The following is a 14,555-nucleotide window of genomic DNA, read 5'->3' on the forward strand; positions in this document are numbered from 1 at the left end:
GCGTTGGCCAGTCTCTGTGATCTATGTCGCCGCAGGCCCGGTGCGTTCTACCCTCGACACCATGGACGAAGAGTCGCGAACGGTGACGGAACGCATCCGGAAGGAATCCGGCGGTACGCCCGCCTTCGACCAGCTCGCCGCCACGAGCGACCGGGATGAGCTGGCCGCGGTGCTCACGGCACCGCACCAGCCGCTGTGGGCAAGGGAGTTGGCGGCCTACCGGCTCGGCATCGCCGGCGACAGCCGCTCCTTCGAGTCCCTCGTCCTCCTCCTGAACCACCGCGATCCGGAACGGTGCGCCGCGGCGGCCCAGGCTCTCGCGGTGCTGGGCGATCCGCGCACGGCCCGCGCGGCGGCGGCCCTGGCCACGAACGAGCTGCGCGTCGCCTACGCCCTCTATCCCGTGCGGCTGCTCATCCAGCTCAGGGCCCCCGAATCGGCCCCGGCCCTGATCACCACGCTCCGCCGCCGCCTCGCACCGCACGACCCGTACCGCAAGGTGGCCCTCGCCTGTGTGGCGGGACTCGGCAGCCTGGCCGACCCCCGGGCCCGGGACGTCCTCACGGAGGCGAGCAAGCACCCGCGCCTGGCGATGGCGGCAGCGGCGGCACTGGCCCGCCTGCCCCAGGTATGAGGGGCGTGAGCGGCAGCCTTCGCGCGTACCGGACCTCGGGCACCGGCACTCCGGCCACCTCGTACGGCTCCCGTGCCCCGTCCGCCGTGAACCCGGCGCGCTCGTAGAACCGCCGGGCCCGCGCGTTCCCCTCCACGACCCACAACCGCAGTACGGAGTGCCCCGCTGCCCCGGCCGCTCCCGTACAGGTATCGAGCAGCGCCCGCCCGACCCCCGTCGACAGGTGCGCGGGGTGGGCGTACAGCGCGTACAACTCGGCCTCCCCGGGCGGCACATCACGGTCCCGGGGCGGCCCGTGACAGGCCCACCCGACCACGGCCCCGTCACGCTCTGCGACGTACTCGGGCGACCGTCCGAACAGCTCGCGCCGTCGCGCGGCGTCCCGCGCCACGTTCATCGCGTCGAGATACGCCGACGGCATCAGCCCGGCATAGGCGAACTGCCAACCCCGCACCCGCACTTCGGCCACGGCATCGCAGTCGTCCAGGGTCATGGCGCGGACCCGGAGGCCGCCGGGGCCGGGGATGTGGGTGAGTCGGGTCATGGACCCATCCTCACCCACCCTCGGATCGCCCCGCGATCAGCCCCGGAAGCCGATCAGCCCGTGCAGCGCGGCGCCGCGGTCCGGGGAGGAGGCCGCCGGGGAGGCCGCCTTGGGGGTCAGCGGCTTCGGGTCCGGCAGTTTGTCGCAGACCGCGTCGGCCTCGCCGTCGCCGCGCGGCACCTTCCCGGACGCGAGATACGTCGCGAGGTGCTTGTCGAGGCAGGCGTTCCCGCTGAGCGTGACGCCGTGGTTGCCGCCGCCCTCCTCGACGACCAGGCTCGATCCGCGCAGCAGCCGGTGGACGTCGGCGCCGCCTTCGAACGGGGTCGCCGCGTCATCGGTCGCCTGGAACAGCAGGACCGGCGGGAGCGAGGAGTTCGAGATGTCCGTCGAGTGCAGTGTCCGGGTCGGCCAGAACGCGCACGGCGCGTTGTACCAGGCGTTGTTCCACGTGGAGAACGGCGCCTTCTCGTGCGTCGCCCCGTTGTCGTCGCGCCACTGGTTCCAGTTCCGCGGCCACGGCGCGTCCCGGCACTGGACGGCCTCGTAGACGCTGTAGCCGTTGTCCCCCGAGGCGTCGACCGCCGCGAAGGTCCGGTACGCCTGGACCAGCGGGTTCGGGTCCTTGGCGTTCACGTACGCCGCGAACGCCTCGGCCAGATACGGCCAGTAACCGTTGTAGTAGCCGCCGGGCAGGTACGTGTCCTCCAGTTCCCCGGCGCCCACCTCCCTGCCCGCGGGGCGCTTCGTGAGCGCGTCACGCATCGCGTACCACTCGGCCTCGACCTTCGCCGGGTCCTTGCCCAGCTTGTACGTGGCGTCGTACTTGGCGACCCACGCCATGAAGGCCTGGTGCCGGGCGTTGAAGGCGAGGTCCTGCCCGAGGTTGTCCTGGTACCAGACGCCCTCCGGGTCGACGATCGAGTCGAGGACGAGGCGCCGCACCCGGTCGGGGAAGTACTTGGCGTAGACCGCGCCGAGATACGTGCCGTACGAGTAGCCGAAGTAGTTGAGCTGCTTCGCGCCGAGCGCGGCCCGGATCGCGTCCATGTCCCGGACCGTGCTGACCGTGTCGATGAACGGCAGGATGTCCGCGTACTTCTTGGCGCACGCCTGCGCGAACGACGTCGCGCGATCGAGGTTGGCCCCCTCGATCGCCTTGGTCCTCGGAACACTCGGCGGCCGCACGGCAGTGAAGTAGCCGGGCTTGCAGTCGAGGGCAGGCCTGCTCCTGCCGACGCCCCGCGGGTCGAAGCCGATGACGTCGTACTGAGCGGCGACCGCCTTCGGCAGGCCCGACGCCACGAACCCGGCGAGCGTGAGCCCGCTGCCGCCGGGGCCGCCGGGGTTCACCAGGAGCGGCCCCTGGGACGTCTTCGCCGTGTGCGGGACCCGGGACAGGGCGAGGGTGATCTGCCGCCCCCGCGGGCGGTCGTGGTCCAGCGGTACCCGCAATGACGCGCACTGCAGCTTCGGGTACTCCTTCGTGCCGCACGTCTTCCAGCTGACGGCGGCGGCGTGCGGGACCGGACGCGCCGACCCGGCATCGGCCCCCGCGGCGCCGGCGGCCGTGACGGCCGTGGAGACGGCCAGGGCGGCGACGCCGCACAGAGCGACTGCGCGTTTCTTCATAGGGCCTCCCAGGACGGAGGGATCAGAGCGGTGAGTCCACTGCTCGTGCGGCATGTTCCCGTAGACCCTGGGCGGAAGAATCCGTTCTGCCGGAATTTGACCCGATCGCGCGCCCGGCGCACGCCGGAGGATTCAACGGCAGGCGCTCCCGGGGCTCACGACAGGGCTCACGACAGGGCTCACATCAGGGTGAGCTGTGTCGGCGCGGACGGCTCTGGCGCCGGGCCCTGCTCAGGGACGCGGATGCGCCGTGCCAGGCCCGGCCGCGAGGGCCCGATCCCGTACTCCTCGGCGAGCTCGTGCACCTGCCGCGTCAGCCGCCGCTGGTACCACTTCGGGGCGTACGCGCCCTCCGCGTACAGCCGCTCGTAGCGCCGCACCAGATACGGGTGGTGCTGTCCGAGCCAGCCCATGAACCACTCGCGCGCGCCCGGCCGCAGGTGCAGCACGAGCGGCGTCACGGAGGTCGCCCCCGCCCGCGCGATCTCCCGCACGGTGGCCCGCAGCTGCTCGGGACGGTCGCCGAGGAACGGGATCACGGGCGCCATCAGCACCCCGCACCCGATCCCGGCGTCGGTGAGGGCCCGGACGACGTCGAGCCGGCGTTCGGGCGCGGGCGTGCCCGGCTCGACGGTGCGCCACAGCTCCTGGTCCACGAAGCCGACCGACACCGAGATGCCGACATCCGTGACCTCGGCGGCCTGCCGCAGCAGATCGAGGTCGCGCAGGATCAGCGTGCCCTTGGTCAGGATGGAGAAGGGGTTCGCGTGGTCGCGCAGCGCCTCGATGATGCCGGGCATCAACCGGTAGCGCCCCTCGGCCCGCTGGTAGCAGTCGACGTTCGTGCCCATCGCGATGTGGTCGCCGTGCCAGCGGCGCGAGGAGAGATGGCGGCGCAGCAGCTCCGGCGCGTTCACCTTCACCACGATCTGGCTGTCGAAGCCGAGCCCGGTGTCCAGGTCCAGATAGCGGTGGGTGTTGCGGGCGAAGCAGTAGACGCAGGCGTGGGTGCAGCCCCGGTACGGATTGACCGTCCATTCGAACGGCATCCGGGACGCGCCGGGCACCCGGTTCACGATCGACCGGGCCCGGATCTCGTGGAACGTCACGCCGCGGAACTCGGGGGTGTCGATCGTGCGGGTCGTGACCGCGTCCGCGCCGAACAGCGCGGCGTCGGGCGCCCGGCCGTGTTCGGCCCGGTCGTCCGTGAGGTTCTCCCAGCGCATGACGCCTCCTCGGTAGCACTGACCCCATAATAGAACACACGTTCCCTTGATCGTGCGGGCCGCACCGGACCCCGGTTTTGGCGGCCTGTACGGGGGGTGGTTGGCTTGCAGCCCACAGGCGATGTCCACGGGCGAGTCCGCAGGCGACGCCTGAAGAACCAAGTGCTGGAGGAAGAGCCATGGCGCAGGTCGAGGCCACCACGGAACGTGTCGTCGCCGCGGAGCCGGACGGCGTGTTCGACGCCCTCGCCGACTACAACGGCACCCGGCCGAAGCTGCTCAGCGAGCACTTCAGCGAGTACGAGGTCCGCGAGGGCGGCGACGGCGAGGGCACCCTCGTCCACTGGAAGCTCCAGGCCACCAGCAAGCGCGTCCGCGACTGCCTGCTCGACGTGACCGAGCCCACCGACGGCGAACTGGTCGAGACGGACCGCAACTCCTCGATGGTGACGACCTGGCGCGTCACGCCCGCCGGCGAGGGCAAGGCGCGCGTCGTCGTCACCACCGTGTGGAACGGGGCGGGCGGCATCGGCGGATTCTTCGAGAAGACCTTCGCGCCCAAGGGGCTGGCCCGCATCCACGACGCCGTGCTCGCCAAGCTCGCCGCCGAAGTGGAGAAGTGACGCGCGAGCACGTTTCGGCATGAGTCGAACACTGATCGGCTGCTCACCGTTTCGAGTGGTTTTCGTTTCGCCTCCCTTGTACGCCGTAGGGCTCCTACCGGCGCATACGTCGATCAGGCCCGCCTGACGTGCACCTCGTCGCGCTTGCCCCCCGTTGTCGCGTAATGCGAGAAATGGGCGGCGCAAGGGCGACGAGGGGAGCGGCAGGTGGGCACGACGACGCTGGTGACCGAACGCGCGGGGGAGCGGGAGGCGGTTCAGGAGCCGGCTCCCGTCGCCGCGCCGGAGCCGCAACAGGCCCCGGAGCGCGAGCAGTTGCCCGGGGACGGGCTCAGTCCCCGACGCGTCCGGATGGTCTTCGTCGGCCTGATGCTGGCGCTGCTGCTCGCCGCGCTGGAGCAGATGATCGTCGCCACCGCGCTCCCGAAGATCGTCGGTGAGCTGCACGGCCTCGACAAGATGTCCTGGGCGATCACCGCCTACCTCCTGACCTCCACCATCGGCCTGCCGATCTACGGCAAGCTCGGCGACCTCTTCGGTCGCAAGGGCGTCTTCCAGTTCGCCATCGTCGTGTTCATCATCGGCTCCGCCCTCGCGGGCCGGGCGCAGAGCATGGACCAGCTCATCGCGTTCCGCGCCGTGCAGGGCGTCGGCGCGGGCGGCCTCATGATCGGTGTGCAGGCGATCATCGGCGACATCGTGCCGCCCCGCGAACGGGGCCGCTACATGGGCCTGATCGGCGCCGCGTTCGGCCTCGCCTCGGTCGCGGGACCGCTGCTCGGCGGCTACTTCACCGACCACCTCTCGTGGCGCTGGTGCTTCTACTTCAACGTCCCGTTCGGCCTGCTCACCCTCGCCGTCACCGCGGTCGTCCTCAAACTCCCCAGGCCCAAGAAGAAGGCCAGGCTCGACGTGCCGGGCGCCCTGCTGCTCGCCTCGGCGTCAACCTGCCTGGTGCTGCTGACCAGTTGGGGCGGCACCGAGTACGCGTGGGGCGACCGGGTCATCATCGGCCTCGGCGCCGGGGCGGCTCTCTCGGCGGCGCTGTTCGTCGTCGCCGAGAAGTTCGCGGCCGAACCCCTCATCCCGCTACGGCTGTTCCGCGACTCCGTCTTCAACCTCAGCGGGATCGTCGGCATGGTCGTCGGCGTCGCCCTGTTCGGCGCGGCCAGTTACCTGCCGACGTTCCTGCAGATGGTCGACGGCGCCACGGCCACCGAGTCCGGGCTGATGATGCTCCCCATGATGGGCGGCGTCGTCGGCGCCTCGATCATCTCGGGCCAGCTCATCAGCCACACCGGCCGCTACAAGATCTACCCGATCCTCGGCAGTGCCCTCTCCACCCTCGGCATGTATCTGCTGTCGCGCCTGGAGGTCGACACCCCGCGCCTCGAATACAGCGTCTACATGGCGGTGTTGGGCGCGGGCATCGGCCTGATCATGCCCGTGCTGGTGCTCGCCGTGCAGAACGCGGTCCGCCCCGGTGACCTCGGCACGGCCACCAGCGCCAACAACTACTTCCGGCAGATCGGCGGCAGCGTCGGCGCCGCGATCTTCGGCACGCTCTTCGCCAACCGGCTCGCCGACTCCCTCGCCGACCGGCTGCCCGCCACCGGCTCCGGGCTCCCCGGCGGAATCGACGCCGAGTCCATCACCCCGCAGCTCGTGCACGCGATGCCCGAGGCGCTGCGCACCCCCTACATCCAGGCGTACGCGGATGCGATGCCCCGCATCTTCCTCTACTTGGTGCCGGTCCTCGTCCTGGGCCTGCTCCTCGCCTTCTTCCTCAAGGAGACACCTCTGTTGTCCAGCGCAGCCCCCTCCGAGAACCCCGTCATCCCGGTCGTGCCCGCCCAGGAGCGCGTCTCGTACGCCGCCGGGGTGCCGGTCTGCGGAACGGTGCGGCACTCCGACGGCACCGCCGTGCCGAGCGCCGCGCTCACCCTCATCGATGTCGGCGGCACCCAGATCGGGCGCGGCGCCAGCGGCGACGACGGCCGGTACGCGCTGTCGACGCCGGGCGCCGGCAGCTACGTCCTGATCGCGGCGGCCGGCGGGCACCAGCCGCAGGCCGTGACGGTGACGGTGGGGGAGCGCCCCGTGGACCTCGATGTGGTGCTCGGCGGTGCCGGCCGCCTCGCGGGCTCCGTCCTCACCGCGGACGGGACCCCCGTGCGGGACGCGATCGTCACGCTGACCAATGTGCACGGTGAGGTCGTCTCCGCGACCCGCAGCGGGCGTGAAGGCACGTACGTCATCACCGAGTTGGTGGCCGGCGAGTACACCCTGGCCGCGAGCGCCCCCGCGTTCCGTCCGGCCGCGCTGCCGGTGACGGTGATGGCGTCCCGCGAGACCCGGCAGGACGTGGAACTGGCGGGCGGCGCGGTGCTGCGCGGGACCGTGCGGGCCGGTGGCGGGCGCCCGGTCGAGGAGGCCCGGGTCACGCTGCTGGACGCCGCGGGCAATGTGGTGGACACGTTGACGACGGGCCCGGACGGGACGTTCCGCTTCGTCGACCTCTCGTCGGGCGAGTACACGGTGATCGCCGCGGGGTACCCGCCGGTGGCCACGGTCCTTCAGGTCGCCGGGGGCGGCCGTACGGAGCGCGATCTGCAACTGGGCCACGAGGACTGACGGGACCGCGCGGGCGCGGGGGCCTTGTCAAGAGGGCGTTCCCCAATTCGCCGGTACCCACCCGGTGTTGCGGGGGTCCGCGTACCGTGGAAGGAGGCGGTACGCACCCCCACCGGCGTGCCGGAGGGAAGGAGCGCGGCGATGGCAGGCACCGGTCGAGCCCCGCAGGGCCGCGTCCCGCTGGCCGTCGTCGTCGTCGACCAGGCAGGCCGTGTCTCGCACTGGAGCACCGGCGCCCGCCGCCTCTTCGGCCCCGACCGGCAGGACGCGGTGGGCCGGCCCGCCGCCGACCTGCTGCCCGTCTCCGGAGTGCTTCCGGAGGACGGTACGGAGGCCGCCCCGGCGGCCCTCGGCGCGTACGGCACGGACGACGTCACCGGGCCCGATCCGCTCGGGCGAAGTCTGATGGGGCACGATCTGGAGGAGTCGCTGGGCGGCCGCACCTCCTATCCGGCAGCGGGCCGCGCCCGGCTCGACACCAGCGCAGGGCCGCGCGACCGCATCGACGTCCTGTGGTGGGCGTACCCCCTGGTGGGCCCGGGGCCCGAGCGGCTGCTCGTACTCGCCGCCGACGCCCGCCGGCTCAGCGGCACGGGCCCGGACGGCTCGGCGGGCCCGGAAGGCGTGGTGGGGGAGCGCATAGCCCCCGGGTTCGCGCTGCACACCGACTTTCCCGCCGCCGACGAGCTCGCCCGCGGGCTGCCCGAGATCCTGCCCAGCATGAGCGTGCGGGAGAGCGCCCGCATCGTCGCCCAGGTACTCGAACTCGGCTATCCGGTCCTGGAGTTCAGCCAGCACGACCGGGTCCCCGTCACCGCCGACTGGGGTGTCGCGCGGCGCACCGAGCGCAAGGCGCGGCGCGCGGAGGCGGCCCGCGCGGCCGCGGCCGGGATACCGTCCCCGCGCTCCCCGCTCGACGACGCCGAGGATCTCGAGTACGTGGCCGTGCGCGAGCGCCTGGAGTTCCTCAACGAGGTGAGCGGGCGCATCGGTTCGTCCCTCGATCTGTCGCGCACGATCGTCGAGGTCAGCCGCGCCGTCGTGCCCCGCTTCACCGACGTCGCCGGCACGTATCTGCGGGAGCAGGTCGTCGCGGGCGAGGGGTTTCCCGACGGGCCGCCCGACGCGACCACGATGTGGCATCGCGTCGCCGTCGAGCACACCGACGAACCGGGCCGCTGGGACGATGTGGTGCCGGTCGGCGAATCGATGCCGTTCCCGGTGCACACACCGTTCTTCCAGTGCATGACCACCGGTGAGCCGGTGCTCGTCCCGTACATCTCCGAGGAGATGGGCACCGCGATCGCGGCACAGTTCGAGAAGCGCGACATCCGGCCGCTGATCAACCACCGGTCCATGCTCGTCGTGCCGCTGAAGGCACGGAACGTGGTTCTCGGGTTCATGATCCTGCTGCGGCACCAGGAGCGGCCCCTCTTCAACGACATGGACCGGGTCACCGGCGCCGAACTCGCCGCGCGGGCGGGGCTCGTGCTCGACAACGCTCGGATGTACACCTATCAGGAGTCCGTCGCCGAGACGCTCCAGAACAGCATGCTGCCGCACATAGAGCCGCACATGCCGGGCTGCGACGTCGCCACCCGCTACCTCCCGGGCGCCCTGCTCGGCCGGGTCGGCGGCGACTGGTTCGACTCCATCAAGCTGCCGGGCGCGCGGACCGCTCTGGTCGTCGGTGACGTCATGGGGCACGGGCTCAACTCGGCCGCGATGATGGGCCAGTTGCGGACCGCGGTGCAGACGATGGCCGCCCTCGACCTGCCGCCCTCCCAACTCCTGCGCAATTTGTGCGACTTGGCGCAGCGCCTCGGCGAGCACTATCTCGCCACGTGCCTGTACGCGGTGTACGACCCCATCGTGGGCGAGTTGCTCCTCGCCAACGCCGGACACATCCCGCCGGTGATCGTGCGCGCCGCCGACGGTCGCAGCGAACTGCTCGACCTGCCCACGGGAGCGCCCATCGGCGTGGGCGGCGTCCCCTTCGAGACCGTATGCGTACCGGTCGCCCCCGGCGACCGGCTGGTGATGTGCACCGACGGGCTGGTCGAGGTGCGCGGCGAGGACATCGGCGTGGGACTGGCCACGCTCTGCGAGTCGGCGGCCCATCCGGCCGCCTCCATGGACGACGCCTGCGACACCATCATCCGCTCCCTCGCGGGGCGCGGCGGCCGCAAGGACGACGTGGCGCTCCTCATGGTCAGGATGAGCGGCATCGAGCCCGGCGACGCCGCCCAGTGGAGCCTCGAACCGGAACCGTCCGAAGTGTCGCGCGCCCGTGCCCTCGTACGGCGCCGGCTCGCGGAGTGGGGCCTGTCGTCCATCGAGTACGCCGCCGAACTCGTGGTCAGCGAACTCGTCACGAACGCCGTGCGGCACGCAAGGCGCGGCCGGGTGCAGCTGCGCCTGGTGCGCTCGGGCACGCTGTTGTGCGAGGTGGAGGACACGGACCACACCCTGCCGACGCTGCGCGGCGCGGAGCCGGGGGACGAGTTCGGGCGGGGCCTGCGGGTCGTCGCGCGCCTGGCGCGCGAGTGGGGCGCGAGCCGGACCGCGACCGGCAAGACCGTGTGGTGCGAGCTCGCCGTGCGGCCCGCGCGCGGCTGACGTCCGCGGTGCCCGCCCGGCCGGCGCGCACCCGTGAAACCGGCTCGCACCTGTGAAAGGTGCGGCCGGTCCGCTTGTGGGGCGTACCCCGGCGCGGTAGACCGATCAGATACTTCGGCCGAGTCCGCCGCCCCTGGGGAGGGTCCATGAGCGTGACCGAGCGCTACAAGGAGGCATGGGAGAGCTTCTGGGAGGATGCTTCCGACGAGCCCGGGAGCGTCTTCTGGGATGCCGAGCCCGCACTCACCGCGGGGCGGCATCTCGCTTTCTTCGCACCGGAGTTGGCGGCCGCCGGTCTCCCGGTGGTGGACCTCGGGTGCGGCAACGGCACGCAGACCCGCTTCCTCGCCGACCACTACCCGAAAGTGGTCGGCGCCGACCTGTCCGCGGCCGCCCTGGACCGGGCCCGCCGGGCGGACCCGGCCGAACAGGCCGACTACCGGCAGCTGGACGCCACGGTCAAGGAACAAGTGGTGGCGCTGCACGCCGAGTTGGGTGACGCGAACGTCTACATGCGCGGCGTGCTGCATCAGAGCGAGCCCGGTGACCGGCAGCCCATCGTCGACGCGGTGGCGGCGCTCATCGGCGAGCGCGGGCGCGGCTTCGTCGTCGAGCTGTCCGAGCGGGCCCGGACGATCCTGCGGGACCTCGCGCGGCATCCGGCGGGGCCGCCGCCCAAGCTGGCTCCGGTGTTCGACCACGGCATCGCCCCGGGCGAGGTCTCCGACGCCGCCGTGCCCGGATATGTCGCCGAGGCGGGCCTGGTGGTGCTCGCCTCCGGGGAACTGCCGTTGATCACCACGGAGTTCACCGCCGACGGGAGACGGATCGAGCTGCCGTCGCGGTGGCTGGTGGTGGGGCGGGCCGGGTCGCTGTCCTGACGAGCGGTAATGATAGGTTAGCTTAGGCTAAGCTAAGTACGATGGGTGCGTCAGGAAGCGGTGGGCGATGCGTACGCCTTTGGTCTCGTCCGATCTGTCCTGGGTCGAGGAGGCGGTGCGGCCACGACCGGCCGTAGGCGCCCGCGTCGCGCGGCTGCTCGACGACCTCACCGGGGTCCAGGGGGCGCGGCGCGACGAGATCGCCGCCGCGTTCTGGGTCGACGTGCAACCGCTCGGCGTCCCGCTCGTGGAGCCGATCGAGGGCGAACCCGACCACCGCACCCTCACCTTCCTGTACCGCGGCCACCGCACGACCCGGCACGTCCTTCTCTTCAGCAACCGGCTGGTCGACCGCGCCCGGCTCGCCGACGCCCTGCTGCACCACGTCCCCGGCACCGACATCTGGCATCTCGGCCTGCGGCTGCGCGCCGACCACCGCGGCACCTACCGGATGGCCGCCGACATCTCCACCGGCGCCCCGCCCGCCGACCCGGGCCTGCTCCAGGAGTTCCTGCGAACCCTCCAGCGGTACGCCGGCCCCGATCCGCTCAACCCCCGGACGATCCCCACCCGTTGGGGCGGCCCCGACTGCTCCGTCTTCGAGCTTCCGCAGGCGCCGGGACAGCGCTGGGCGCACCCCGCGCGCGATGTGCCGCGCGGCCGGGTCGAGCGGCACGCCGTGGACAGCCCCGCCCTCGGCGCGACCCGCGACGTATGGGTCTACCTGCCGCCCGGGCACGGCCACCGCGACCTGCCCGTGGTCGTACTCGGCGACGGCGACATGTGGCTGGGCGGCATGGGACTGCAGGACTCCCTGGACGCGCTGATCGCGGACGGCGCGCTGCCGCCGCTGATCGTCCTCGCCCCCGATTCCGTCGACGGGCCCACCCGCTGGCGCGAGATGAGCGCCCGCGACTCCTACGTCACGTTCCTCGCGGACGACGTGCTGCCCTGGGCCGCGGGGCGCTGGCCGCTCACCACCGACCCGCGCCGCACCGTCGTCGCCGGACAGAGCCTCGGCGGACTCACCGCCCTGTACGCGGGACTCGTCCGGGCCGAGCGGTTCGGCAACGTCCTCGCCCAGTCCCCGTCCCTGTGGTGGCACCCCGGTCTGCCGTCCGGCGGAGGGGTACCGCAGACGCCGGTCGTCGGCGTGCCCTGGCTGGTCCGGAGGTACGCGGAGGCGGCCCCCCGCGACCTCACCGTGCACCTGGACGTCGGGCTGCACGAAGGCCCGATGGTCGGCTACAGCCGCGCGCTGTACGAGGCCCTGCGCCCGGCCGGATACCGGGTCACGCTCGACGAGTTCAACGGCGGCCACGACTACGCCTGTTGGCACGGCGCGCTCGTCGACGCCCTCGTGCGGATGCTGGCGCCGTAGCCGCCCGCAAGGCGCTGACGAGGGGAAACCCGCTGAACGGGTCCGACATTGGTCTATACCCTTGAGAGTTCTTCTGAGTTATCCACAGGTCTGGTGAGGTGTGCCCGGATCCGCGTACCGTGCTGGCCATGAAGATCCTCATCAGCGCCGACATGGAGGGCGCCACGGGTGTGACCTGGCCCGCGGACGTCCTCCCGGGCACACCGCAGTGGGAGCGCTGCCGCGCGATGTTCACCTCGGACGTGAACGCGGCGGTGCTCGGCTTCTTCGACGGCGGCGCCGACGAGGTGCTCGTCAACGAGGCGCACTGGACGATGCGCAATCTGTTCCTCGAGCGGCTCGACGACCGCGCGCAGATGCTCACCGGACGCCACAAGTCGCTGTCCATGGTGGAAGGCGTCCAGCACGGCGACGTCGACGGCATCGCGTTCATCGGCTACCACGCGGGCGCCGGCATGGAGGGTGTCCTCGCGCACACCTACCTGGCGAACCAGATCACCGGCGTGTGGGTCAACGACGTACGGGCGAGCGAAGGCCTGCTGAACGCGCACGTGGTGGCCGAGTACGGCGTCCCCGTCGTCCTCGTCACCGGCGACGACCACGCCTGCGACGACGCCCTCGGGTACGCGCCGGAGGCCCGCAAGGTCGCCGTCAAGGACCACGTGTCCCGGTACGCGGCCGTCTGCCGCACCCCCGCGCGCACCGCCGCCGACATCCGGGCCGCCGCCAAGGACGCCGCCTCCATCGCCGTGCGGCACGAGCCGGTGCAGGGGGGCCCGTTCACGGTGGAGGTCGAGTTCGACGCCGAGCACCTCGCGATGGCCTCGACCGTCGTGCCCGGGGTCGAGCGGACCGGCGAGCGTAAGATCGCATACACGCACGGGACCATGTACGAAGGCATCCGCACCTTCAAGGCGGTCACCACGATCGCCTCGGCCGCGGTGGAGGAACAGTATGGCTGAGCAGCGCCTTCCGGCGATCGACGAGAAGGCGCTCGACGAAGTCGTCACCTTCACGTCCGAGCTGATCCGCATCGACACGACCAACCACGGCGGAGGCGACTGCAAGGAGCGCCCGGCCGCCGAGTACGCGGCGGCCCTGCTCTCCGAGGCGGGCCTGGAGCCGACGATCCTGGAGCGCACCGCGGGCCGGGGCAATGTGGTGGCGCGGATCGCGGGCACCGACTCCTCCGCCGACGCCCTGCTCGTCCACGGCCACCTGGACGTCGTCCCGGCCGAGGCCACCGACTGGAGCGTGCACCCGTTCTCCGGCGAGATCCGCGACGGCGTCGTGTGGGGCCGCGGCGCTGTCGACATGAAGAACATGGACGCGATGATCCTCGCGACCGTCCGGCACTGGGCCCGCGTCGGATTCCGGCCGCGGCGCGACATCGTCATCGCGTTCACCGCCGACGAAGAGGCCAGCGCCGAGGACGGTTCCGGGTTCCTCGCCGACCAGCACGCCGACCTCTTCGAAGGCTGCACCGAGGGCATCAGCGAGTCCGGCGCCTTCACCTTCCACGACGGCGGCGGCAAGCAGATCTACCCGATCGGCGCGGGCGAGCGCGGCACCGGCTGGCTCAGGCTCACCGCGCACGGCAAGGCGGGCCACGGCTCCAAGGTGAACCCGGCCAACGCGGTGGTGCGCCTCGCCGCCGCCGTCGCCCGGATCGGCGAACACGAGTGGCCGATCCGGCTCACACCCACCGTGCGGGCCGCCCTGGCCGAACTCGCGGTCCTGTACGGCATCGACACCGATGTGAACGCGCCGGACTTCGACGTCGATGCGCTGCTCACCCGGCTCGGCCCGGCGGCCTCCCTCGTCGAGGCGACCGTGCGCAACAGCACCAACCCGACGATGCTGAAGTCCGGGTACAAGGTCAACGTGATTCCGGGCGAGGCCACCGCGCACATCGACGGCCGCTTCCTGCCGGGCGCCGAGGACGAGTTCCGGGTCGCGCTCGACGCGCTCACGGGACCGCACGTCGACTGGGAGTTCCACCACCGCGAGGTCGCGCTCCAGGCGCCGGTCGACTCGCCCACGTTCGCGAAGATGCGGGCCGCGGTGCGGGAGTTCGCACCCGAGGGCCACACCGTCCCCTACTGCATGTCGGGCGGCACGGACGCCAAGCAGTTCTCCCGCCTCGGCATCACCGGCTACGGCTTCGCCCCGCTCAAGCTCCCCGAGGGCTTCGACTACCAGGCACTTTTCCACGGGGTCGACGAGCGGGTCCCGGTCGAGGCACTGCACTTCGGGGTGCGCGTACTCGATCGGTTCTTGCGGTCGGCATAGGCCCGGCCCCTACACGCGCGACGTACTAGGAAAACGTGAAGGACGCGAAGAATATGGAGGGTCTGAGGTAAATGGGGGGCGGGAACGAC

General features: G+C 71.9%; 11 protein-coding genes. 8 read left to right on the forward strand and 3 right to left on the reverse strand.

Annotation, left to right across the window (positions count from 1 at the left end; translation table 11 throughout):
* Positions 1 to 61: 61 nt before the first annotated feature.
* Positions 62 to 634: an adenylosuccinate lyase gene (locus tag AB0J02_RS03455; RefSeq protein ID WP_363191867.1), complete on the forward strand. Its 573-nt coding sequence runs from the start codon at positions 62 to 64 to the stop codon at positions 632 to 634.
* Here the strand turns inward: AB0J02_RS03455 and AB0J02_RS03460 are convergent.
* The 3 genes from AB0J02_RS03460 to AB0J02_RS03470 form a co-directional block, all read right to left on the reverse strand.
* Positions 561 to 1,178, reverse strand: coding sequence for a GNAT family N-acetyltransferase (locus AB0J02_RS03460; RefSeq protein ID WP_363191868.1), 618 nt, complete (start codon positions 1,176 to 1,178; stop codon positions 561 to 563). The two genes, AB0J02_RS03455 and AB0J02_RS03460, sit on opposite strands and share 74 nt — an antisense overlap.
* A 36-nt stretch (positions 1,179 to 1,214) precedes the next feature.
* Positions 1,215 to 2,810, reverse strand: a complete 1,596-nt coding sequence (locus AB0J02_RS03465) for an alpha/beta hydrolase (RefSeq protein ID WP_363191869.1) — start codon at positions 2,808 to 2,810, stop codon at positions 1,215 to 1,217.
* A 179-nt stretch (positions 2,811 to 2,989) separates the two neighbouring features.
* The gene (locus AB0J02_RS03470; protein ID WP_363191870.1) at positions 2,990 to 4,036 is read right to left on the reverse strand and encodes an Rv2578c family radical SAM protein; all 1,047 of its coding nucleotides are present in this window, start codon (positions 4,034 to 4,036) and stop codon (positions 2,990 to 2,992) included.
* Between the two features lie 179 nt (positions 4,037 to 4,215).
* Between AB0J02_RS03470 and AB0J02_RS03475 the strand changes: the two genes are divergently transcribed.
* The 7 genes from AB0J02_RS03475 (at position 4,216) to AB0J02_RS03505 (ending at position 14,466) form a co-directional block, all read left to right on the forward strand.
* Positions 4,216 to 4,659, forward strand: coding sequence for an SRPBCC family protein (locus AB0J02_RS03475; protein ID WP_363191871.1), 444 nt, complete (start codon positions 4,216 to 4,218; stop codon positions 4,657 to 4,659).
* A 207-nt stretch (positions 4,660 to 4,866) separates the two neighbouring features.
* Complete coding sequence (locus AB0J02_RS03480) at positions 4,867 to 7,293, forward strand: MFS transporter (RefSeq protein WP_363191872.1); 2,427 nt, start codon at positions 4,867 to 4,869, stop codon at positions 7,291 to 7,293.
* Positions 7,294 to 7,434: 141 nt separating this feature from the next.
* The gene (locus AB0J02_RS03485; protein ID WP_363191873.1) at positions 7,435 to 9,912 is read left to right on the forward strand and encodes a SpoIIE family protein phosphatase; all 2,478 of its coding nucleotides are present in this window, start codon (positions 7,435 to 7,437) and stop codon (positions 9,910 to 9,912) included.
* 146 nt (positions 9,913 to 10,058) lie between these two features.
* Positions 10,059 to 10,793 carry a class I SAM-dependent methyltransferase gene (locus tag AB0J02_RS03490; protein WP_363191874.1) on the forward strand — a complete coding sequence of 245 codons (735 nt, stop codon included), beginning with the start codon at positions 10,059 to 10,061 and terminating at the stop codon, positions 10,791 to 10,793.
* A gap of 67 nt (positions 10,794 to 10,860) precedes the next feature.
* A complete protein-coding gene (gene fes, locus AB0J02_RS03495) occupies positions 10,861 to 12,174 on the forward strand; it encodes an enterochelin esterase (RefSeq protein WP_363191875.1) in 1,314 nt (437 codons plus the stop codon).
* 128 nt (positions 12,175 to 12,302) lie between these two features.
* A complete protein-coding gene (locus AB0J02_RS03500; protein WP_363191876.1) occupies positions 12,303 to 13,136 on the forward strand; it encodes a M55 family metallopeptidase in 834 nt (277 codons plus the stop codon).
* Positions 13,129 to 14,466 (forward strand): M20/M25/M40 family metallo-hydrolase, encoded by a 1,338-nt coding sequence (locus tag AB0J02_RS03505; protein WP_363191877.1) that lies wholly within the window; start codon positions 13,129 to 13,131, stop codon positions 14,464 to 14,466. The genes AB0J02_RS03500 and AB0J02_RS03505 overlap by 8 nt, the downstream gene beginning before the upstream one ends.
* Positions 14,467 to 14,555 lie beyond the last annotated feature (89 nt).

The organism is Streptomyces sp. NPDC050264 (assembly GCF_040655895.1).
GTDB lineage: Bacteria > Actinomycetota > Actinomycetes > Streptomycetales > Streptomycetaceae > Streptomyces.

Bases quoted from the DNA above. Each gene is read 5' to 3' on its own strand.
- AB0J02_RS03490 (WP_363191874.1), top strand. From the start codon at position 10,059: ATGAGCGTGACCGAGCGCTACAAGGAGGCATGGGAGAGCTTCTGGGAG.
- AB0J02_RS03500 (WP_363191876.1), top strand. From the start codon at position 12,303: ATGAAGATCCTCATCAGCGCCGACATGGAGGGCGCCACGGGTGTGACC.
- AB0J02_RS03505 (WP_363191877.1), top strand. From the start codon at position 13,129: ATGGCTGAGCAGCGCCTTCCGGCGATCGACGAGAAGGCGCTCGACGAA.
- fes (WP_363191875.1), top strand. From the start codon at position 10,861: ATGCGTACGCCTTTGGTCTCGTCCGATCTGTCCTGGGTCGAGGAGGCG.
- AB0J02_RS03485 (WP_363191873.1), top strand. From the start codon at position 7,435: ATGGCAGGCACCGGTCGAGCCCCGCAGGGCCGCGTCCCGCTGGCCGTC.
- AB0J02_RS03475 (WP_363191871.1), top strand. From the start codon at position 4,216: ATGGCGCAGGTCGAGGCCACCACGGAACGTGTCGTCGCCGCGGAGCCG.
- AB0J02_RS03465 (WP_363191869.1), bottom strand. From the start codon at position 2,810: ATGAAGAAACGCGCAGTCGCTCTGTGCGGCGTCGCCGCCCTGGCCGTC.
- AB0J02_RS03470 (WP_363191870.1), bottom strand. From the start codon at position 4,036: ATGCGCTGGGAGAACCTCACGGACGACCGGGCCGAACACGGCCGGGCG.
- AB0J02_RS03455 (WP_363191867.1), top strand. From the start codon at position 62: ATGGACGAAGAGTCGCGAACGGTGACGGAACGCATCCGGAAGGAATCC.
- AB0J02_RS03460 (WP_363191868.1), bottom strand. From the start codon at position 1,178: ATGACCCGACTCACCCACATCCCCGGCCCCGGCGGCCTCCGGGTCCGC.